The organism is Microcystis sp. (genome assembly GCF_048564745.1).
Classification (GTDB): Bacteria; Cyanobacteriota; Cyanobacteriia; order Cyanobacteriales; family Microcystaceae; genus Microcystis; species Microcystis ichthyoblabe_A.
Map to the genome: position 1 here is coordinate 1 of NZ_JBLZRT010000084.1, position 20,898 is coordinate 20,898.

Here is a 20,898-nt window from a genome sequence, read left to right on the forward strand (position 1 = left end):
ATATGAACAATCGCGTGTAAGCATCCCACCGAAAAGCTAATGCGCGGGGGGTTTGGGGGCGGCACTTCGACACGCTCAGTGACCGCGCCACGCCCCCAACGGGGGGTTTGGGGGGTAGAACCCCCCAAAAGCTTGGATTGATTAATAAAGTCGGAAGTAATGCCCAATTTTATCAGAGAGTTTTTGCGTAAAAATCCCAACTTGCTAGATTTACAAAAATAAGATGTACCCTGCTTTATCCCTATCCTCAAGGATACCAAAATTAGCTAAAATGAAATGATAGGCGATAATCTCATCTCAACAACTTCACCAAAATATTAACGATGGTCAAAGCATCATCTCCCTTATCTCTAGAGCATCTCTATCATGTTCCCACCTACACTATAGCCGATACTGCGCGCTATCTCCATATTCCTTTACCCACTCTGAGAACGTGGGTACGAGGACGCACCTACCCCACTAAAAAAGGACAAAAAGAGTTTTTACCCCTCATTCAACGACCTAATCCGAATATTCCGCAACTTTCCTTTACTAACTTAGTGGAAGCGCACGTTTTAAGAGTTATTCGCAAAGTTCATAACATCCCTCTCGATAAAGTTAGACTTGCCCTAGACTATATTAGTGAACAATTTAACACCGATCATCCTCTAGTTCAAAAACAATTTAGTACCGATGGAACTGACCTTTTTATTGAACAATTTGAACATTTAATTAATGCCTCCCGCTCGGGACAATTGACGATGAAACAATTCTTAAATAATCTCTTAACTCGTATTGAATGGGATGAACAAGATATCGCCACACGGCTTTTTCCCACTATCGACATAAATGGGGAAGACTTCAGCAATAAAGTCCTAAAGATAGACCCTAATATTTCCTTCGGAAAACCCGTGATCACAGGAACAGGAATTCCCACTAAAGTTGTCACAGAACTTTATGATGCGGGGGACTCTATAGAAGATATTGCCAATGATTATAATTGTCAACCTTGGCAAATTGAAAAAGCGATTTTATTCGAGTCCAATTGGCAAGCGGCATGACCTATCAATACACCTATTTTATAGACCGCGCTTTAGGAAAATCTATCGGTGAAGCTTTGCAAGAAATAGGGGTTAAAATTGAATTTCATCATGCCCATTTTGCCCCAGATGCACCGGATACGGAGTGGCTACCTATTGTTATTCAAAGAGGATGGATAGTATTAACTAAAGATGTAAACATTGGTAGAAATATTTTAGAAGTTCAACAGATAGCCCGTTATCAGGCTCAAGTATTTGTTCTAGTTTCTGGCAACTTACCTCGTCAAACCATGATTAATATTTTTGTCGAAACAATCGATAAAATCGAAAAAATAGTTCAAGGTAATCAAGCCCCTTTTATCGCCAAAATATACCAAGATTTTCAAGTAAAATTGTGGAAAAATAAAAATGAATTAACTAGAATAATAGAAACTATGTAAAACTTATTAAAATATTTTTTATTCAGTAAAAAATTACAGCTAAATTTGTTGACAATATTCTCACCATTACCTTTGATGCAATTGTCGAAATTGTCTGAGCAGTGAACCGGTTTAATCAACTTCTTAATCCCCCCACTTGCTGTTAAATTTATCTCCGTTCACTTCACCCAGGGGAAGGGGGGGACTTCTGGCGAGATTTGAGTTAAACTAGAAAGGTTGACTATTGACAAACATCGATCGCACAGGAGTAAATTATGTCTAGAGTCTGTACTATGACGGGGAAAAAGGCCAATAACGCCTATGCGGTGTCCCACTCCCACCGTCGCACCAAAAAATTACAAGAAGCTAACCTACAATGGAAAAGAGTTTGGTGGTCGGAAGGCAACCGTTGGGTAAAACTACGCATCTCCACCAAAGCTATCAAAACCATTGAAAAGAAAGGATTAGCCGTCTTCGCTAGAGAAGTAGGCTTAAACTTGAATTTGTACTAAGCGAGTAGTTCATGAGTGGAGACGAATCGGCCTTATTGTTGACTCCTCTGCTTTTGATTATTAAGTATTGCAACAGGGCGTGATGTGGGGTGAAAACTACCTTTAAGATTAAAAACTTAAAACGACCTGTTCAGGAGAATTTCAATGTATTCAACCCTATTAATGGCCGCCACCGCCGTACAAGGTTCCAGCGAATGGAGTCCCAAAGTGGCGATTGTCATGATTATCTGCAATATTCTCGCTATTGCTTTCGGTAAAGCGACTATTCAACAACAAAATGTCGGTCCTGCTTTACCTTCCCCCGCTTTATTCGGTGGTATGGGATTAGGCGCTTTACTGGGTACTACCAGTTTTGGTCATGTCCTCGGTGCCGGTGTCATCCTCGGTCTCTCCCGTCTGGGAGTTATCTAAATATGTTTTGATTTTCTTAATCGGTGGCCAAAAGTCACCGATTTCTTTTGTGAAAAATTCTGGACTATATAATAAATATGACTTTACCTCAAAAAAATTCTTTTTGGTACGATGAGCGATTTCAGAAGATTTTTCTACAGGTAATTATCCTGCTAATTGTCTGCCTAATTTTCTGGTTTTTTGGTCGCAATTTAGTGATTAATTTCCAACGCCTACGCTTAAGTTTTGGCTTTGGCTTTCTCTTTGATCCTGACCGACCAGCCTCTTTTGCTATTGGTGACTCTCCTATTGCCTACAGTCCCACCGATACCTATTTTCGCGCTCTTTTGGTGGGATTAGTTAATTCTCTCCGCATTATGATTACTGGCATATTTTTGGCGATTAGTCTGGGAATCGTCATCGGGTTAGGTCGCTTGTCGGATAATTGGTTAATTCGTCAGTTAGCAACAATTTATGTGGAAACTATTCGCAATACTCCCCTATTATTACAATTATTTTTTTGGTATTTTGCTGTATTTCTGAAACTGCCGAAGATTGAGGAATCTTTAGAGTTCTTTGGCAGTATATTTTTAAATAACTCAGGAGTCTATTTACCTTTCCCCGCTAATAGTTTCAGGACATGGTTAACTTTAGCTATCATTATTTTAGGAATAATTCTCTCATTATTTTTATCCATAAAAAATAAACTTGGTTTATGCCTAACTAGCCTAATAATCCTAGTTATAATTCCTCTAATCTGGGGTTTACAATGGCAAAGTCCCCAAGTTAATCCTCTTAATCAAAATATTGACTTCGGTTTACATCTTTCTTCCGAGTTTGCTACTCTCCTAATCGGTTTAACTGTTTATACAGCTGCCTTTATCGCGGAAACGGTACGGGGAGGGATTCAATCGGTTAATCGGGGACAATGGGAAGCAGCTAAAGCCTTAGGATTAAAACCTTTATTAGTGATGAGATTAGTAATTTTTCCCCAAGCTTTGCCAGTGATTATTCCTCCTTTAACTAATGAATGTTTAAATCTGGTTAAAAACTCTAGTTTAGCGATCGCTATTGGTTATAATGATATTTATGCTATCTCTAGTACCATCGCTAATCAGACAGGAAAAGCTGTAGAAATGTTAATAGTAGTTATGGCCACCTATTTATTCTTTAATCTGGTGATTTCTCTGGCTATGAATCAATTAAATCAACGGGTAAAAATTCAGGAAAGATAGGGTGTGTTAGCAAGCGCCTAACGCACCGAATCGCACCAGAATTTAGCGATAAAGTAACTAATGAGCATTAGCAGAATATAAAGCGGTGATAATTGCTGTCACCGCAGGACTAAGACTAGATAAAACCACCACAGAAGCGGTGGCAATGATGATAGTAGTAGCCATTCTTACCATACCATCTGTACCTTTTTGATAGGCATCAAATTTATATTCTAAGCGGTCAACTTTTTGACCAAGTTCTTCTCGCAATTGAATCAACGCTTCTCTGATGTCATCATTACTGGGATTTTCGGGAATTTGCATAACCTTGATTAGCAATCAACTAACAACCGAATACATTATAGCAGTTCTTAGCCATAAATTACAATTTTTTATCGGGGGGAGGAGTCAATCGCCAGCGCACTAAAAAACTATCAATACTTTCTAAACATTCCAAGTCATCTTTAGGTAAATAAGAATCTTTTAACAAAAAAGAAAAAGCCTGCTGAAACTCTTGACTATCAGCTTGAATTGGACTAGCAAAATGACAAGGAATAACCTGTTTAATCGGCCATTGGCAAATTCGCTCAACCCATTGACTAACCTCGTCAGTAGTGCGATTAAGAATCAAAGTTTGCAAAATTGGCGCGACTATTAACCTCCCCTCGCGACGCAAATTTAAAAAAGTCCTTTGCCAATCATCACCCCATTGAAAAGGGAATAAACCAAAATAGGCTTTTTTACTCCTTTCCTTAGCATTAAAAGCATCTCTAAACACCTTAATCCAATTGGGAACAGCTAAAACAGGAGGTTGAAAATAAAGAGCAAAAAGACAAATTCTTTGCCAACCCCGACGGCGATTTTCTGGGGTATCCTCTACCAGATCCTTAGCACTATTTTTAGCGTGAAACAGCAGCGGATAGGGGTCTAATTCTAAAATAGCAGGAGGATTTTCTGGGATAGAAATAATGCCATCAGTCAGCAGCAGAGTTTGAGAGTAGTGATGAAAAAAAGCCACTTCCGAGAAGTATCCCACATTCAGATCAATTGCGGGTAAAATTTCATAACTAAAATCTTTTCCGAAAGGAGTGGTTGCCGAGTCAGCAGGTAAAATTTCCGTTCGTTTTGCCGGTAAACCCAACCAACTCAAAGGTAAATTAAGAGGAAAACTCCATTGATTAGGAGCAACATAAACTATAGCCTTAGGAAAATAACGGGCAAAAGGACCAACAAAAACCTTATGTTCAATCCCAGAAATCGTAGGCAAAATAATATATTTAACTTCCCCGTGTTCACTTTCCAACTCACGCATTAAGCGAATACATTCCGGAGTCGGGGCCACAGGTGCATAAACAAATAAACCCCCGGATGCTAACCTAATTACCGTCATGCGAATCGGCACAACCACATAGAAAATACCCTGCAATTGCTCAAATGTCCAGAGCGTATCTTTCACCACTTCTTGGCGAATTGTCCGTCTTTGACCGTAGGGATAAAGTGGTACAATTGGCCAGAAAGGCCATGATAAGTCTTGCGGGGTTATTGCGGCTTTTGTCATCGTCTGATTCTATCGCTGAAAATCTCTATTTTAGTTATCATAAACCCTTCTAATCCCCATGACTGATAAACTGCCCATTGATTCTTTGGTCAATACTTGGAATAGTCTCACGGGGGAAGTGATGAAAAGACTCCCCATCGACCAGTTGACTAATACTGTCCTGCAATGGTTTAGTGTTAGTGACACTCAAGTGGCGGAAATTTTAGAAAAAGTCCGTCAAGAATTGCCCACCACCGAGGCGCTGTTAATCGGCAAACCGCAAACGGGAAAAAGTTCGATTATTCGGGGAATAACGGGAGTTTCGGCGGAAATCGTCGGGCAAGGTTTCCGTCCCCATACCCAAAACACCCAGCGCTACACCTACCCCGCAGAAGACTTACCCCTGTTGATTTTTACCGATACGGTGGGGTTAGGGGATGCCTATCAACACACAGACACGGTAATCGCGGAATTATTAGCAGATTTAGCCGAAAACACGGGACGCGCCCAAGTTTTTATCGTGACGGTAAAAATTGATGATTTTGCCACCGATAGCCTTCTGGAAATTACCAAACAACTGCGGCAAAAATATCCTAAAATACCCTGTTTACTGGCTGTCACCTGTCTTCATCAGCTTTATCCTCCTAATACCGTTGATCATCCCCCCTATCCTCCCGATTTCGAGGATATCAATCGCGCCTATCAAGAAATTAAAGAAACTTTTAAGGATTTATATGACAATTCTGTGCTAATAGATTTTACCCTAGAGGAAGACGATTATAACCCCGTTTTTTACGGTTTAGAGGCATTTAGAGACAATTTAGCCGATTTATTGCCAAAAGCCGAAGCTAACACCATCCACCAACTTTTAGATCGGGAAACCAGCAATAAATTAGGCAATCTCTATCGGGACGTGGCCCGACGCTATATGTTAGCCTTTTCCGTCATAGCGGCAACCTTGGCGGCGATTCCCTTACCCTTAGCGACTATGCCCGTGTTAACCGCCCTACAAGTGTCAATGGTGGGGGTTTTAGGTAAATTATACGGTCAAGTCTTAACCCCATCCCAAGCCGGCGGAGTCGTCAGTGCGATCGCTGGCGGCTTTTTGGCCCAGGCCATCGGTCGGGAATTGGTGAAATTTATCCCCGGTTTTGGCAGTGTTATCGCCGCTTCTTGGTCCGCTGCCTATACCTGGGCCCTAGGAGAGGGCGCTTGTGTCTATTTTGGCGATTTAATGGGGGGTAAAAAACCCGATCCTAAGAGGATTCAAAGGGTGATGAAAGAGGCTTTTTCTGCTGCCCAAGAAAGATTTAAAAATGTCGCTACGGGAGGAGATAATTAGGGTTTGCGGCAAAAAGTTTTTCGTGGGGATAGGGTGTGGCCCCCCAACCCCCCCGACATCGGGGGGGCAGGTGGGGTGTAGGGTTTTACCGATTTTGAGGGGGTCAATTACCTAATTTTCAGGGAAAAAGTCCTGGGATTTTACCCCCGATCACTCCAATGGTTGGCACTTTTTGAGGGAAAAAAAGTCTAAAAGTCTTACCCAACAAGGTTTTTAGATTTATTCAGCAAACCCTAATTGAGCTTAGAAATATCAAAAGAATTTTCTTTTTTTGACCAGATTCTTGTAGTGCTGTAGAGCATATTCTGCATCTGATAAACGCAAATCTACTTCAAGATTGCCGAAAAATGTCATGGTAGTATGTTCCTGAGCTTGAGAGGCAGCTCGTATAACTTTCTCAAGTTTTGCAGATATTATTGAAGCTTTTTGCAATAATTCTAGCTTTCTAAAATAAATGTGAATTATGAATGGTTGCGAAACAGCGCTAGTTATTGGAATAATTCTAATAAATGTAGTTATTTTTGTAGAAAGTAACCAATAAAAACCCACCATCGTCCCAGCAAATGCTAACAGCAACGACAGCAACGACAGCAACCATAAAAAATCTAAGTTTCTTTGCTGCCTATCTATTTGTTCGCATATATTAAGAAGCTTCTCAGAGTATTCATTTAACAAAGAGATAATCAGCTTTCTGTCTTCCTCATCAAGAATAGCCATTAGCTTACTTCTCCTAAACGCTCAATGAGATTTGAAAAAGAGACTCGATCGCATTAAGAAAATACCTAAAATTGGCAACTTTTAATCTTTGATCATAACCTTGGGTAGTTGGTATCAGTAACTCATTATCTCCTGAAAGAAAGTTTTCCATTACTAATGAGGTAGAGCGATATTCATGAATAAAATTGTTTGCTCCTCGCTTATTACGAATATTTTGGATAAGTTGTTCATAGGCTCCCTCAACATAGTGTTTATTAACCTCTAACCTGTTGTTCCACCATAGATCCTGCTTGCTAACTAAAGTAATTACTATGGTTTTTCTTTGATCAGCAATTGATAAATGTGGCTCTATTCTTCTTAAAACATCTAACTCTCGATTACGACAAACTGCCGCATATTCTCTTAGAAACTCCTCTAAAGTCATACCACTTTGATACAGCCGGTGCTGAGTATAGCTAAACTCTCCAAAGGAGTGATAACCCCATGACACCACATGAATAATTAGCTTAATTTTTCCACCGACCAAAGTTCTTAAAAGATCATCCCAAGTATCTTCTCGACGCTTTTGGCCAGGAGCAACTATTACTGAGCCAATCTTATTACTTTCCAGCTTGTACTGTTCAATTGATATTGACTCTTGATAAGTTTGCAGGAGACCGCTTAACTCAAACTCACCCGATAATAGCTTACCGAGGGTGCTTTTACCCGTGCCACCAGCACCAAAAATTGCAATTTTTAATTCTCCATTCTTCAATAAATTAAAAATTCTCTTAAATGTGGGAAATAGTTTCTCCGAAATCTCAATTACGCCTACACCTGTACCAATTGCCTCAATGGTTTCAACAAACATAATTGACTTCCATAGGGTTACTAAATTAGTTTAACTTAATTGATCAACTTTGGTGATTGTATGATACTGCCAGCCCTAATCTGAATTGGGACATATTGCAATATTTCTGTCTAACCAAATTGATCTGATCCAGAATTACACACCCAGTATAACAGACTGAAGAAATCTTCGGCTATCAGAAACGAGAATAATAGCGATCGCATCTGTTCAGTCCGAAGTCTGACTCCTCACCTAACGGTCTAATGTATCAGACTTATCTGAAATGACTATAACTTTTGGATAGGATGCACAATTAGCATTCATATCTTGATTCAGCAACGCCTAAAACTGTTAGAATGGGTCAAGTCAATTAACTAGAGGCCCTATGTTAGCTCTAACCTATCCACACATAGAAAAAAGTGACGACCAACCCGCACATTTACAAAGATTACCGCGTATCCGCGTTGCTCAAATTGTCATGGACTACATCGCCTATGGTTGGTCGGTAGAAGAAATCTGTCGTCAACACCTTTATTTAACCCTAGCCGAAGCTCATGCAGCCATGGGTTACTATTTTGACCATCAAGAAGAAATTGACCAAGAAATCACCCTGGAATGGCAACAAGTACAAGAAAATATGACTAATCAAGCTGCTAAGTCGCCTTTTTATACCCACAGTTAAAAACGAAAGGAAAAAGGCAGTAAATCCGAGAGATTAAAACAATAATTTTGCTGGGTTCCACAGACAATAATCTCTGCTTGCGGTGCTAATTCGGCTATCCATTGACGACAGGCTCCGCAGGGAGTTAACTGACTAATATCATCCTTGTTCACCCCATCGATACAGGCTATAGCGATCGCCCGTACTTCTCGATCGCCCGCTGCGATTATTTGCGCTAAAGTTGCCCTTTCCGCGCATAAACTCAAGCCATAACTAGCGTTCTCCACATTAGTACCAGCATAAATCTTTTTATCTGTCAAGACCGCCGCCCCCACCCGAAAACAGGAATAGGGAGAATAGGAAAGTTTCGCCACTTCCCGAGCAGTGTCACAGAGTTGTTGTCTTTCTTGGTCAGATAGGGTCATCGGCTGCCGATAGCAGGAATTGGGGAATTGGGGAAGTGGGGTGTAGGGTGTAGGGTGTAGGGTGTGGGGAGTTTTCTCAGTGAACTGATAACTGATAACTGACTCCTAACCCAATGGTAGATGTTGGATTGTTGCAGGAGTTCTATTTTCCGACAAAGATAAGCAAAAATTATTTATTGACTGCAAAAACTTGAGAATATTTAAATTAACATTCCGCAATATTTATAAATTCTTAAGAATTAATTGAGAAAGATTTTTATTTAACAACGATGTTATCAAGGTTACAGCGATTTGATAGAATTTCATAATGGGTTTTTCTGTGCTTTTTTGGGCAGCAATGGTTGAAACCCTTGCCAGACCTAGAAGGTGATCCTAATTAAGACGGGTAAATCAGTCAATTTCACCCACAACGATGATCTTTTTTTTATGTAGTTTTATTGCAAAAAAAAAGTTTTTTTGACAAAAAGCACAAAGTATGATACTCCCCCAACGTATTTCTGGCTGCGAGTAATTATTGTAGAGAGGGGAGAAAAAAGCCGAATACCGACCCCTAACCCTATCAACAAACTTTTTCAGCCAACCCTAACTTATCACTTAACATTTCCCTGACGATTTTAGCGGTAGCGGGGGCCAATAAAACCCCGTTGCGGTAGTGTCCCGTGGCCAGAATAACGTTATCGTATCCGGGCAAATATTCGATGATGGGAGCGGATTTTTTCTCCGGTCGCGGTCGCTTACCAGACCAAGTACGCACGATCGCACCCGCAGCCAAAGAGGGACAAAAAGCGATCGCTTTTTGATACACTTGTTCTAATAGGGCAGTATCGGCGATAATTTCGCCCTTTTCGTCCATAAATTCCACCGTTGCTCCAATCCAGTATTCTGCTCCGGCCAAAGGCAGAATATGCAGGTCATTTCCCGTTAAAATCGGCTTAAAATCGGAACTTTCTAGGGGTTGCGTCAATTTTATCTGTAAAGCTTGCCCTAAAACCGGTCGGATCTCCACTGGATGGGTAAGAGTTTCAGTTAAAGCAGTGGCACCGATTCCCGCACAAAGAATCAAAAAGTCAGTTTCCTCTATACCATTGGAACTATAAACCTGGGTGCATTGCCTCAAATTAGAGCCTTGAAGCTCTGTCTTCCCGAAATTTTCAACTTTTACCCCAAATTGACATTTTACCCCCCTTCTTGCCGCAGCATCGACGAGAGACTCCGTGAGCAGGGCCGGATTAATTTGATGATCCCTGGGAGAATAGATAGCACCCTGGAGATGCTCCCCGGCCACCTGGGGACATTTTTGGTTTAAAGTCTCTTTATCCCAGATTTCTAAACAATATCCCTGTTCTTGGCGGATTTGGGCTAACGTGCGCCAATTTTCTTCGTCTTCGGCACTCGATCGCAGTAGGACAATACCATCACGGTTACAGGGAATAGTCAGTCCGGTGAGGGATTCTAGCTCAGGAAGGAGGGTTTCGTAACGTTTTAAACTTTCTTGCCGCAGTTTCCAGGCTCTACCTTTAGTTTTATGGCTGATAATCCCCATTAAAATCCCTAAAGCTGCCCCGGTTGCTCCTTGTCCCGGTTTTTTTTCATCGATAAGGGTAATTTCTAATCCTTTGATGGCGCTTAATTCGTAGGCAATGGTGGCCCCCACTATCCCCGCACCGATGATGACAATTTTAGTCATAAACTCCAGAGGCTATTTTTCTAGTGGGAATAGGACTAAAAAAGGGTTGAACAGGTTTCAACCCCGATAATTAATTACAGAACCCGGAAAATGAAAGGATAACGGAAAACCTTATAGGCATCTTTCCAGACTTGCAGGATAGCAAGAATGGGGAGAACAATATTCACCACAGCAAGAATCGGTAAGAGCAAATAACCGATTAAAACCCAAACCAGAATCCCAGCAATTAGGTAGTATAACCACATATTCAGGTGAAAGTTTAAAGCTTCTTTGGCGTTTTCCTTCACCGTTCCATCATCAGAAATGAAATAAATAGCTAAGGGAATCCCCACCGATACCAGCGTAGCACTCAAAAGGATCGAAGCATGACAAGCCACGGATAGGAGTCTTTTTTTGGTTAAATCTTCACTCTTGACCATCGGGTTTATCCCCCTAAAATTGGCGGAGAAAGCGGATATCACTATTATAACAACGGCGAATATCGTCTATCTCATGTAATACCATAGCAAATCTTTCCACACCAAAACCAGCAGCAAAACCCGTATAGATTTGGGGGTCATAACCGACTGCTTTTAAGACATTGGGATCCACCATACCACAGCCCATCACCTCCAACCATTTGCCTTTCCACTGCACATCTACCTCGGCCGAGGGTTCGGTAAAAGGGAAGTAGGAAGCGCGGAATTTAACTGGTAAATCGGCCCCAAACATTTGCTTAAGAAATTCTTTAATTGTTCCTTTCAAATCCGTAAAGGTTAATCCCCGGTCCACCGCTAATAATTCCACTTGATGGAAAACCGCAGAATGGGTTGCATCCACGGTATCGCGACGATAAACGCGGCCCGGGGCCACAATCCGAATCGGGGGTTCGTGACTTTCCATGTAGCGAATCTGCACCGGAGAGGTATGGGTCCGCAATAAACGACCATCCCTCAAGAAAAAAGTATCCTGCATATCCCGGGCCGGATGGTCAGCAGGAATATTTAAAGCCTCAAAATTATAATAATCGCTTTCTACCTGCGGCCCGGTGGCGATGCTGTAACCCAGACCGACGAAAATATCGATCATGCGATCAACTGTGCTATTTAAGGGGTGAATTCGCCCTAAAGGACGGCTCAGAGCAGGTAGGGTGACATCGAGGGTTTCCGCCGCTAATTTCGCCTTAATTTGGGCATTCTGGAGACTTTCTCGCCGGGATTCCAGCAGCGATTGTACTAATTCTTTGACCTCATTGGCGATCGCACCGAGGCGCGGTCTCTCTTCAGGGGTTAATTTGCCCATTTCGCGTAAAATCTGCGATAATTCTCCTTTCTTACCGAGATAATTCACCCTTAGCTGTTCTAAGTCTTCTAGGGTTGTTGTTTGTTCGATGGAATTTTCCGCTTTCGCTGCCAGGGTTTTTAGGGCAGTTTCGATCGGATGGGGGGATAAACTCATAATTAGGGCATTTTATAGGGCGGCATTCTAGTCTAGTTTATCTGCTCGGGTGGCGGGAGCGGCAGCATCGATCAAAGCTAATAAGTAGCTGGTTATAATTAAATTAAAAATGGATTTTAGGTTCGATCCCCCCTGCCCCCCTTGATAAGGGGGGTGCCGATAGGCGGGGGGATCCCCCTTGATAAGGGGGGTGCCGATAGGCGGGGGGATCCCCCCTTAATCCCCCCTTAATAAGGGGGGCATCTGACAACTTTTAACGCCTACCTACTTAGCTATGTGCTAGGATGGAGGTTGAGAATAAAAGTCGGCACTGCGGCTCGTTGTCAGTATTAATGGTCAAAGCGTTTCTGTTTAGTATTGGTTCAGCTAGTTCCCGAAATCTTGGTTCTCTACAAATCTGTTGTTTTTATCTGTGCAAGGATAGGTTTTATGTCAATTTATGTTGGTAATCTCCCCTTCGAGGTTGACCAAGAAGACGTGGTTGAGGTTTTTAAGGAATATGGTGAGATCAAGCGCGTTCACTTTCCCATGGATCGGGAAACGAAAAGAAAACGCGGGTTCGCTTTCGTGGAAATGGAAACCCCAGAGCAAGAAGCGAAGGCTATTGCCGCTCTTGACGGCGCCCAATGGATGGGACGGGAATTAAAAGTCAATCAAGCTCGTGAAAGAGAACCCAAACCTTCCTTCGGTGGTGGCAATCGCAATCGAGATCGTCGCTACTAATCCCCGATCGTAACCATTCTAGGTTATCGGAAATTTGGGTTGAAAACCCCATTCTTTTAGGCCAGCTTTGTGCCAGAATAGCTCCAGGTTGCCAACCGTGAGAACGTGAGGAAGCAGGTTAAACTTCCTACTCCGTCATCTCAAAATTTCCGACAGTCAATGGTGTTCAATAAATCTGTTGTTTTTATCTGTGCGAGGATAGGTTTTATGTCAATTTATGTTGGTAATCTCTCCTTGGAGGTTGTCGAAGAAGACTTAAAGGAGCTTTTTAGCGAATATGGTTCAGTCAGGTACGTTGACATTCCCACGGATCGGGAAACGGGAAAAAAACGCGGGTTCGCTTTCGTGGAAATGGGAACCCCATATGAAGAAGCGAGTGCTATTGGCTCTCTTGACGGCGCCGAATTCAAGGGACGGCAATTAAGAGTCAATCAATCTCGTCCAAGAGGTCCCAATGATCGTCGCCAGCTATTCTCATTTTGAAACGATTTTGCGTTGTTTCAGCGATCTAGAGATTCGTTAAGAATTATTAACCCCTCTAGGTGCAAGGGTTTTAATGTCATGAAACCTTAAAATGAGAATTGCTAGATCGTCGCTTCTAGGCTATGATTACCGAAAAATTGGGTTTAAAGCCTCACCCTTTTAGGGCGACTTTATTATGATGTATGCTATTAGGAATAGCGGGCAGGGTAAGCAACCGCTTAAAAAACCCAGTCATCGCCGGATGAACGCACCGTTCGGCTGAGCTCACGGCCGAAGCCTTGAAAACTAGAGTTATGGGGTTCTATAATCGTAGGGCATACGAGAACAGGCTTCTGTAAGGTCGCGAAAGTCTGAGGAGAGAACCACCTCTGGGTGAGATTTCGCCAGGAATCTAATTCAAGTGGACTCGTTGAGCCAGAAATTCTCAGCAGTGATGCTAGAAGAATCCACGTCCGTTTACGGCGTGGGGTATGTCAATTAACTTCTTTTCATTGTCAATGGGGGAAGCGATCGCTCGTTTCCCCGCTTGTCTATCTAATATCCCAAGGAGATTCTTGTGGCTAAACGTCGTAATTTGAAAAAAGAAAAAGCGGAACGCAACCGTGCCTACGCTCGTCAATTCCGGGCTGCTTCTAATCGTACCACCACCAGAGGAGGTAGAGGCGGTTATTCCAGCGATCAAAGACAATCTTCGGAAAATGAAGGGGCAGCCGATACCTAATCTGCTGACTTAGTTAATCTAGCAATAAAAGCCATAGCTTCGCTTTTATTGCTGACCATTCCATCTAAAGTCGCCCCCAACACCGCCGCAAGTAACGATTTAAACTGGGGACCCGGTTGATAACCCAAAGCTTTTAGGTCATTGCCGTCGATAGGAGCCTCAATCTGCGACCATTTAGTTAAATATTGCCAGATTAAACCCCGAATCCTAGTCTCACTCCTCACCGCCACCAATAACAAACTAGGAACCTGATAACCATTGAAAAAGCTGACAATTTGACTAACGGGTCGATCATAAGCAAAATTATTGCTAATCTCCCTTTCCATAACTTCTAGTTTTTGTAAACGCTCCACAGTATCTTTGGGCAATTGTAAATTATTAGCGATCGCTATTCTTTCCCCCACAGCCAGAGAAGCGATTAATAATTCCAACCGCATTAACCAAGCATTCACCGGCAATTCCAGACTTAAACAATCTAACCAACGACTGAGACAGAGCAATTGTCGCCATAAAGCCCGATTTAAACTTAAATCCCCGTGTAAACAGTGCAAAGCCCCCAAATCGGCCAACTTTTCTAAGGCACTTTCCCAGTAATCCGCCTCTAAAATATAATTCAACTCCGCTTTTAAACGGGACTGTAAAGCGGGTGCATTCTGATTTTGTTGCCGTGAGCGCTCATAAACTCCACTTTCGATCGCATACCTAATATAGTTTTCTGTCAAGGGTTCAATAACAAATCCTAACCGAGTGGCAAAACGCACCGCTCGATAGATGCGCGTCGGATCCTCAATAAAACTATTAGCGTGGAGAACCCGGATTTCTTGGGCGCGTAAATCCAACATACCGCCAAAAAAGTCGAGTAATTCCCCCTCTTTCGGCGAAGTTAGGCGAATTGCCAGAGCATTAATTGTAAAATCCCTTCTATACAAATCCTGTCGAATCGAACTAGCCTCCACTTGGGGATTACTGGCGGGATAGGGATAGAATTCCGTGCGTGCCGTGGCGATATCCACCCATAACGAGCCAAAACGCTCATCTTTGTGCCATAACAAAGCCGCCGTCTGAAATTCCCCGTGAATCGATAACCGGGCCCCCGGATAAATTTCGCGTAAACAATTAGCCAATTCTACCCCCGCACCCACACCGGCGGCACGATGGCAGCCATCCACCACTAAATCGATATCCTGTAACAGTAAAGTATCCCTTTCTGTGGCTAACAATAAATCCCGCACTGCACCCCCAACCAGATAGAGATGCCAACCGCGTTTTTGAGCGGCAGCGGCGGCAGCTTGCAGGAATGACCATAAAATCGACTCTAAACGCTCTTTAATCGTCGGTAAAAGACAGGAAACCAAAGCAACCCCTTCAAAACGCACCCGCTCATTTTGATGAATCTGTCTTAATACATCTGTACGAGTGACGATACCGACTAACTGCCCGTTTTCTAGTACAGGTAAACGCCCTAAATCATACGTTACCATCAGCGACTCGATTTCCTGAAGGGAAGTGTCGGGGGTAATAGTTTTCGGATTACAAGTCATGTATCCCTTCACGGGAGAGCGAGAAAAGCCGTGATGGAGAGCTAAATCGAGGTCACGACGAGAAATCACCCCAACTAAGCGATCCTGCTCATCTACCACCGATAAACCCGAATGGCCGTAACGGAAAAGGATGCGCTCGGCTTGAGATATGGAAGTATCGGGACGAATTGTCCGCACCGGAGAAGACATTAAATCCCTAGCGGTAGGAGAAGGGGGAATTTGGGCAATTAAGTCCCCCAGCAGTTGATTTAACTGTTGAACTGGCTGAACATCGCGAAAGCTCACCGAAGCGGCCTGAGCATGACCACCGCCGTTATAGGGGGAAAAAAGCTTATATAGATTCACTCCATCGATTCTAGAGCGACCGATCACGGTTAAACGCTGTCGGGAATTATCTTCCTCGTCTTTACTATAACTATGCCCAAAAAGTAGCGCATCACTATCGGATAATTCCAGTAGGCGCTCGGCCACACTAGACAAACCGGGGATAAAATCGGCAGTATGGAGGAGAACGTGGGCGATTTTACGGTCATGGATCGTTTTAATCTCTAGATTTTCCCAGGCAAGGCTAAATAACTCCTGTAAGCGCGGGGAAAAACTCGGTTGACAGTATTGGGCGATCGTTTTAATGTTAGCAGCACAGGTCATTAACCAAGCCAAAGCATAGGCATCCCTGGGGGTACTACCGGCAAAAGTCAGGGAACCCGTGTCAACGTGAATACCGAGTGCCATTACCGTCGCTGCCATCGAGTTTGGTTTAATCTGGGCTTTTTGTAAAGCTTCGACAATCAAAGTCGTGGTAGCTCCCACCGCTTCTAAATGGACGCTAGAGGCATGAATATCGCTTTCACTATCTAAATGATGATCATACAATTCGATCGCCTGTAAATGGTCTAAATCGAGCCACTGGGAAGCTTTTCCCAGACGCTCCCGCCACTGATTATCAACGATAATTAAAGAGCGAATACGGTCCGGATTGACACTACGCATTTCAATTAAAGCAAATTCATCCCGATGCAGGGCTAAAAATTCCCTCACTGTCGGGTGCGCTCCCCCCGTTAACACAATGCGACTACCCGCTTTCAGCAACGATAAACCCACCGCTGCCCCCAAAGCGTCAAAATCCGCCGTTTGATGACATAAAATTAAATCCATAGTTTTTTTGAGGTTTTAGGGGTTGGGGGCTTTTCAGTAAAAAGTAATCAGTAATCAGCTTTTTTCTCCCCACTCCCCCACATTTCCATTAAGTAACAAAATTTGGTAGGGTACTATATCAGGGAGAATTATCTAATATCAAGTGTTTTAGGAGAACCCAATCATGTCTATTGTCTTTCAATTTTTTCTCATTGCCCTAGTTTTATTTTCCTTGCTGATGGTTATTGGTGTCCCCGTTGCCTATGCTTCCCCCCAAAACTGGGATCAATCGAAACCCCTTCTCTATGTGGGTTCGGCAATTTGGGCGATTTTAGTCGTTGCCGTCGCTATTTTAAACTTTTTAGTGATTTAGTCTTGTTCAGGAGACGGGAGACTCCGAGACAGGAGACTATTTTTATTGATTCTCCCCTCTCCCCACTCCCTTCTCCCCCTCTCCCCTCTCCCCCACTCCCCAACCCCTATCCCCTTCCACCTATGACTGTTTTTGAGGGAAATTTTACCGAGGATATATCCTCTTGGCACTTTGCGATCGTGATTGGTCGTTTTAATGATCTCGTCACTGATAAACTGTTATCAGGCTGTCAAGACTGTCTCAAGCGTCACGGGGTTGATGTTAATCCCGATGGCACACAAGTGGATTATATCTGGGTACCCGGTAGCTTTGAAGTGCCAATGGTAGCCCGTCAAGTCGCCCTTTCCCACCGTTACGATGCCGTTATTTGTTTAGGGGCAATTATTCGCGGCCAAACGCCCCATTTTGATTACGTTGCCGCCGAGGCTGCTAAGGGCATCGCTGCGGCCTCTTTTCAGACAGGTGTTCCCGTTGTCTTCGGTATTCTCACCACTGATACTCTACAACAGGCCCTCGAACGGGCCGGGATTAAAAGTAATTTGGGCTGGAATTATGGCCTATCTGCCCTAGAAATGGCTAGTCTCATGCGTCAATTGCGCCCCCGGGATGAAGATAAACCCCTAGAATTATTGGAAAATAATCCCCCACAGGCACTGATAGAAGGCTAAGAAAATTCCCCGAGAATTTAGGGTTTTAGGTGTCCCCACTCCCCCGGAGTTCCACTGATGAGCGAAGCTGAACAGAACAAATATATTAACCAACTCAGAGGGCAATTAGTCAACGCTGTCGAGAGAATCAAGACTCTGGAATTAGATTTAGAACCAGAGGGGCGGATTACGGCAGCTTTTGAGGCTATGGAACGCCATATCGCTGAAAAATTCGCCGCCATTGACAAGCACTTTGATCGCTTGGAACATCAGTTCAACCGACTACAGGCTAAGATAGAAGTGGTTCTCGAAGCTATTACGGGTTTGGGGGATTTGCCAGAAAATGAATCATTGTCAAAAAATGCTCCAAACTACTTGACAAATGCTCTGAGATTTGGCACACTTATAGAAGTGTAAAAAAACTGCTTGCGGGCATAGCTCAGTGGTAGAGCGTCACCTTGCCAAGGTGAATGTCGCGCGTTCGAATCGCGTTGCCCGCTTGAAAAAATCTTGAAATAGCTCTTAAGATTAGTAGGAATAATTTAGGGATATCCCTTAAGATGGGAATTATCCGTGGGCAATAGGGTTGAGGATTTTGGGCAACCATTGAATCCCTGAGCTATTGCTCACGAGCGACTAAAAACAACCGTTTATAAACAAAAATTTAGCTTGTGCGACCGCATAAATATACCAAAATCGACCTACACCAAGACTATCCCTGTCCCTGTCGTCGGAAAGGGACATTATGCCCGATTTTATTAACCGATGCCTTTGGATGCGATCGCTGTCAACAAATATTTGTGCTACAGGAAAACGGTCAAATTATCGAACAATTAGCCTCCCACTATCCCTATAAACGCACTTGGCGCTGGACGGGATTTCGTTGGGTGAGTACCAATCAGCGACTTGGACAAGAGGTATTACCCCTGATGGTGGGGATAATTCTGTTATTATCGATCGTTTGGCTACCCTTAATTTTAAAATCACCGCCCCTTCGACTTGGCTCAGGGCAAGTGGGGGTAAGCGTGATTTTTGGGGCAATTCTAGTTATGCTATTAGTTATTTTGCCCGCGTTCATCTTTTGGTTAGCCTATCGACGCTAGATAAGAATCTATGATCGAAAGTTCCTCCACCCCCCCCCTGACGATCTTTAAGCAAGCATACAATGCTTTTCTGGCTCTAGGTCAATTTAATGGCAACGAAAGAAATCGCGGAGTAATCGCGATCGCTAATGCCATTAAAACTGGCTTTGATCGTATTTTAGAAGCCAATACCCTCGATTTAGAAGTCAGTCGAGAGATGGCTGTCTCAGAACAAATGATTCGCTGGTTACGGTTAACTCCCGAACGTTTAGAGACGACGGTGGAGGTATTGCAACAACTAGCGGAAGCATCGGATCCGCTGCAACAGGTAATTAACGCTGCCTATCAACTCAATCCTTCCCAAACCTATTGCCAAAGGATGCCTTTAGGAGTGATTGCCTTCGTCTATGAAGGTTTTCCGGAATTAGCGATGGTAGCGGCGGGATTTTGCCTAAAAAGTGGCAATAGTTTGATTATTCGCGGTTCCAATGCCTCTAGTCATTCCGATGGGGTGATTACGGAAATCATCCAAGAAGCATTGGAAGATGTGGGTTTACCCGTGGATTGTGTGAGTGGTTTACCCTGTGATTCTAGTCCCTCCCTAGAGGAGTTGCTGACCCAGGAAAATTATGTTAATTTGATTATTCCCTACGGTCGCCCTAGTTTAATCGGTCGGGTGAGTCAATTGGCAACGGTTCCCGTTTTGCGTGCGGCCATGGGAAACTGTTATTTGTATTGGTCTCCTAGTGGCGATTTGGAGTTAGCTCGTCAGGTAATTATCGATAGTCATGGCAGCATACCGGATCCGGTTAACGCGATCGAAAAAGTTTTAATTAGTCCCCATCACAATTCTTCGACTTTAAGTCGTTTGTTTAAAAGTTTGCAGGAAAAAGGCTTTAAATTGCGGGGAGATACCCGATTAGCGGCGGATTTTCCGGAACATTTAACTATTGCTACCGATAATGATTGGCAAAGACCCTATTTAGAAAAAACGGTGGCCTTTAGGTTAGTGGATACCCTCACTGATGCGATCGCTTGGATTAATAAGTATAGTAGCGGTCATGCCGATTGTATTGTCACCGAATCCTATCGAGAAAGTCGTCAATTCGCCATGGAGTCCGATAGTGCTTTAGTTTATATCAATTCTTCACCCCGATTTGATCGCAATCCCAAACAGGGAGAATCGGTATTTTTGGGCATTTCCAACCAAAAAGGCCAGCGCCGGGGGTTAATCAACCTAGAAACCTTTACCACCCTTAAACAGGTAGTGCAGGGGTAGTTTTTTTCAGTGATCAGTGATCAGTCAACAGTAAACTGATAATTGATAAAAATGTGAACTGACAACTCACATCTGATAACTGATAACTGATAACTGACGGATCGGACTTGCCTCGACCGTGCTTTTTTAACAGCAACCGCCCCCATTATAGTGCCAAGTGGACTCGGTGATGAGGATATCTTGGGGAGAGAAACGAGCTAAGTTGCTCGCAGTTTTATCACAGACGGCCACTGGCAATCCTTTGGCTAAAATATGCCCTGCACCATCATCGAAAATTGCCTCCCTACCAGTATAAATAGCAGTTCTGCCCGTAAAAATACAGGCCCCATCTTCGGGAATAGCTAATTTAAAAGCAACGGAATCCAAACTTTCTAAGAGGAGCGGCTCGGCTAAATTATAACTCTGACAGTCCAGTAAACGATAGGGACGACGGGCCCGAATTTCTACCTGACCAAAACCAGCAGCGATCAACTGTTGAATATAATCATCGTAGGTCAAGGCCCCCGATAGACACATAGCCCTTAAACGCTGATCTTCTTGCAAATGTTCGGGAATTGGACGAGTGGCGATCGGATCGCTCATCAGTAGATCTCTTGCATAAGTCTAGACAAAATAGGATAAAATAGTCCAAGAGTTAAGATTGAAAGATGACTTACGAACAAGTAAAAACTTTAAAGCCAACAGAGTTCAAACGCTTGTGTGGCGTGTATCCAGATACATTTAAGG

23 protein-coding genes, 1 tRNA gene and 2 pseudogenes are annotated in these 20,898 nt (G+C 43.3%); 16 read left to right on the plus strand and 10 right to left on the minus strand.

The features are described from left to right. The first annotated feature begins 323 nt into the window (after window positions 1-323). From ACOCD9_RS10520 to ACOCD9_RS10540, 5 genes are all read left to right on the plus strand, one after another. The gene (locus ACOCD9_RS10520; RefSeq protein ID WP_419547380.1) at window positions 324-1,040 is read left to right on the plus strand and encodes a DUF433 domain-containing protein; all 717 of its coding nucleotides are present in this window, start codon (window positions 324-326) and stop codon (window positions 1,038-1,040) included. Beyond that, on the plus strand, window positions 1,037-1,459 hold the full coding sequence (locus tag ACOCD9_RS10525) for a hypothetical protein (RefSeq protein ID WP_419547382.1): 423 nt from the start codon (window positions 1,037-1,039) through the stop codon (window positions 1,457-1,459). The genes ACOCD9_RS10520 and ACOCD9_RS10525 overlap by 4 nt, the downstream gene beginning before the upstream one ends. A 254-nt stretch (window positions 1,460-1,713) precedes the next feature. Continuing rightward, window positions 1,714-1,950: a 50S ribosomal protein L28 gene (gene rpmB, locus ACOCD9_RS10530; RefSeq protein ID WP_002732080.1), complete on the plus strand. Its 237-nt coding sequence runs from the start codon at window positions 1,714-1,716 to the stop codon at window positions 1,948-1,950. A gap of 144 nt (window positions 1,951-2,094) precedes the next feature. Next, a complete protein-coding gene (gene psaK, locus ACOCD9_RS10535) occupies window positions 2,095-2,361 on the plus strand; it encodes a photosystem I reaction center subunit PsaK (RefSeq protein ID WP_002760753.1) in 267 nt (88 codons plus the stop codon). A gap of 77 nt (window positions 2,362-2,438) precedes the next feature. Beyond that, window positions 2,439-3,575 (plus strand): amino acid ABC transporter permease, encoded by a 1,137-nt coding sequence (locus ACOCD9_RS10540; protein WP_287703331.1) that lies wholly within the window; start codon window positions 2,439-2,441, stop codon window positions 3,573-3,575. Window positions 3,576-3,632: 57 nt separating this feature from the next. Here the strand turns inward: ACOCD9_RS10540 and ACOCD9_RS10545 are convergent, their stop codons facing one another. Together ACOCD9_RS10545 and ACOCD9_RS10550 are read right to left on the minus strand one after the other, a co-directional pair. After that, a complete protein-coding gene (locus tag ACOCD9_RS10545) occupies window positions 3,633-3,878 on the minus strand; it encodes a hypothetical protein (protein ID WP_004157920.1) in 246 nt (81 codons plus the stop codon). 58 nt (window positions 3,879-3,936) lie between these two features. Further along, window positions 3,937-5,112, minus strand: a complete 1,176-nt coding sequence (locus tag ACOCD9_RS10550) for a DUF4336 domain-containing protein (protein WP_287703333.1) — start codon at window positions 5,110-5,112, stop codon at window positions 3,937-3,939. 58 nt (window positions 5,113-5,170) lie between these two features. On the opposite strand from ACOCD9_RS10550, the gene ACOCD9_RS10555 reads away from it, so the two are divergent. Continuing rightward, the gene (locus ACOCD9_RS10555; RefSeq protein WP_287703335.1) at window positions 5,171-6,433 is read left to right on the plus strand and encodes a YcjF family protein; all 1,263 of its coding nucleotides are present in this window, start codon (window positions 5,171-5,173) and stop codon (window positions 6,431-6,433) included. 252 nt (window positions 6,434-6,685) lie between these two features. Here the strand turns inward: ACOCD9_RS10555 and ACOCD9_RS10560 are convergent, their stop codons facing one another. Next, window positions 6,686-7,150 (minus strand): hypothetical protein, encoded by a 465-nt coding sequence (locus tag ACOCD9_RS10560; RefSeq protein WP_287703337.1) that lies wholly within the window; start codon window positions 7,148-7,150, stop codon window positions 6,686-6,688. Between the two features lie 13 nt (window positions 7,151-7,163). Continuing rightward, window positions 7,164-8,000 carry an ATP-binding cassette domain-containing protein gene (locus ACOCD9_RS10565; RefSeq protein WP_287703339.1) on the minus strand — a complete coding sequence of 279 codons (837 nt, stop codon included), beginning with the start codon at window positions 7,998-8,000 and terminating at the stop codon, window positions 7,164-7,166. A 364-nt stretch (window positions 8,001-8,364) separates the two neighbouring features. Between ACOCD9_RS10565 and ACOCD9_RS10570 the strand changes: the two genes are divergently transcribed. Then, complete coding sequence (locus ACOCD9_RS10570; RefSeq protein ID WP_061432135.1) at window positions 8,365-8,661, plus strand: DUF433 domain-containing protein; 297 nt, start codon at window positions 8,365-8,367, stop codon at window positions 8,659-8,661. On the opposite strand, the gene cdd is transcribed toward ACOCD9_RS10570, so the two are convergent. The 4 genes from cdd to pheS all read right to left on the minus strand — a co-directional run bounded on the left by cdd (window position 8,658) and on the right by pheS (window position 12,189). Next, entirely contained in the window at window positions 8,658-9,065 is a 408-nt protein-coding gene (cdd, locus tag ACOCD9_RS10575; protein WP_287703341.1) for a cytidine deaminase, read from the minus strand. The genes ACOCD9_RS10570 and cdd overlap by 4 nt on opposite strands. A gap of 559 nt (window positions 9,066-9,624) precedes the next feature. Then, window positions 9,625-10,752 carry an NAD(P)/FAD-dependent oxidoreductase gene (locus tag ACOCD9_RS10580; protein WP_419547385.1) on the minus strand — a complete coding sequence of 376 codons (1,128 nt, stop codon included), beginning with the start codon at window positions 10,750-10,752 and terminating at the stop codon, window positions 9,625-9,627. Window positions 10,753-10,826: 74 nt separating this feature from the next. Continuing rightward, window positions 10,827-11,171, minus strand: coding sequence for a DUF4870 domain-containing protein (locus ACOCD9_RS10585; protein ID WP_104397935.1), 345 nt, complete (start codon window positions 11,169-11,171; stop codon window positions 10,827-10,829). A 13-nt stretch (window positions 11,172-11,184) separates the two neighbouring features. After that, window positions 11,185-12,189: a phenylalanine--tRNA ligase subunit alpha gene (gene pheS / locus ACOCD9_RS10590; RefSeq protein ID WP_287661838.1), complete on the minus strand. Its 1,005-nt coding sequence runs from the start codon at window positions 12,187-12,189 to the stop codon at window positions 11,185-11,187. A gap of 429 nt (window positions 12,190-12,618) precedes the next feature. Between pheS and ACOCD9_RS10595 the strand changes: the two genes are divergently transcribed. The 3 genes from ACOCD9_RS10595 (at window position 12,619) to ACOCD9_RS10605 (ending at window position 14,116) form a co-directional block, all read left to right on the plus strand. Beyond that, window positions 12,619-12,912, plus strand: a complete 294-nt coding sequence (locus tag ACOCD9_RS10595) for an RNA recognition motif domain-containing protein (protein ID WP_002803465.1) — start codon at window positions 12,619-12,621, stop codon at window positions 12,910-12,912. 207 nt (window positions 12,913-13,119) lie between these two features. Beyond that, window positions 13,120-13,395: an RNA recognition motif domain-containing protein gene (locus ACOCD9_RS10600; RefSeq protein WP_419547388.1), complete on the plus strand. Its 276-nt coding sequence runs from the start codon at window positions 13,120-13,122 to the stop codon at window positions 13,393-13,395. A 556-nt stretch (window positions 13,396-13,951) separates the two neighbouring features. Then, on the plus strand, window positions 13,952-14,116 hold the full coding sequence (locus ACOCD9_RS10605) for a hypothetical protein (RefSeq protein ID WP_002733784.1): 165 nt from the start codon (window positions 13,952-13,954) through the stop codon (window positions 14,114-14,116). Here ACOCD9_RS10605 and ACOCD9_RS10610 read toward each other — a convergent pair. Beyond that, window positions 14,113-16,812, minus strand: coding sequence for a CBS domain-containing protein (locus tag ACOCD9_RS10610; protein ID WP_419547390.1), 2,700 nt, complete (start codon window positions 16,810-16,812; stop codon window positions 14,113-14,115). The two genes, ACOCD9_RS10605 and ACOCD9_RS10610, sit on opposite strands and share 4 nt — an antisense overlap. A 163-nt stretch (window positions 16,813-16,975) precedes the next feature. Here ACOCD9_RS10610 and psbZ point away from each other — a divergent pair, with 163 nt between their 5' ends. The 6 genes and pseudogenes from psbZ to ACOCD9_RS10640 all read left to right on the plus strand — a co-directional run bounded on the left by psbZ (window position 16,976) and on the right by ACOCD9_RS10640 (window position 20,172). After that, window positions 16,976-17,164: a photosystem II reaction center protein PsbZ gene (gene psbZ / locus ACOCD9_RS10615; RefSeq protein WP_002732865.1), complete on the plus strand. Its 189-nt coding sequence runs from the start codon at window positions 16,976-16,978 to the stop codon at window positions 17,162-17,164. Window positions 17,165-17,286: 122 nt separating this feature from the next. After that, window positions 17,287-17,832, plus strand: a complete 546-nt coding sequence (gene ribH, locus ACOCD9_RS10620) for a 6,7-dimethyl-8-ribityllumazine synthase (protein ID WP_287703351.1) — start codon at window positions 17,287-17,289, stop codon at window positions 17,830-17,832. A gap of 57 nt (window positions 17,833-17,889) precedes the next feature. Next, window positions 17,890-18,165 (plus strand): annotated as a pseudogene (locus ACOCD9_RS10625) (hypothetical protein); the annotation flags it as partial. 74 nt (window positions 18,166-18,239) lie between these two features. Next, window positions 18,240-18,311: transfer RNA gene (locus ACOCD9_RS10630), tRNA-Gly, on the plus strand. Between the two features lie 171 nt (window positions 18,312-18,482). Then, a complete protein-coding gene (locus tag ACOCD9_RS10635) occupies window positions 18,483-18,914 on the plus strand; it encodes a hypothetical protein (protein ID WP_419547393.1) in 432 nt (143 codons plus the stop codon). 10 nt (window positions 18,915-18,924) lie between these two features. Next, window positions 18,925-20,172, plus strand: a complete 1,248-nt coding sequence (locus ACOCD9_RS10640; protein WP_287703357.1) for a glutamate-5-semialdehyde dehydrogenase — start codon at window positions 18,925-18,927, stop codon at window positions 20,170-20,172. A 126-nt stretch (window positions 20,173-20,298) separates the two neighbouring features. On the opposite strand, the pseudogene ACOCD9_RS10645 reads toward ACOCD9_RS10640, so the two are convergent. Further along, window positions 20,299-20,760: pseudogene (locus ACOCD9_RS10645) on the minus strand (SAM-dependent methyltransferase); the annotation flags it as partial. Between the last annotated feature and the right edge of the window lie 138 nt (window positions 20,761-20,898).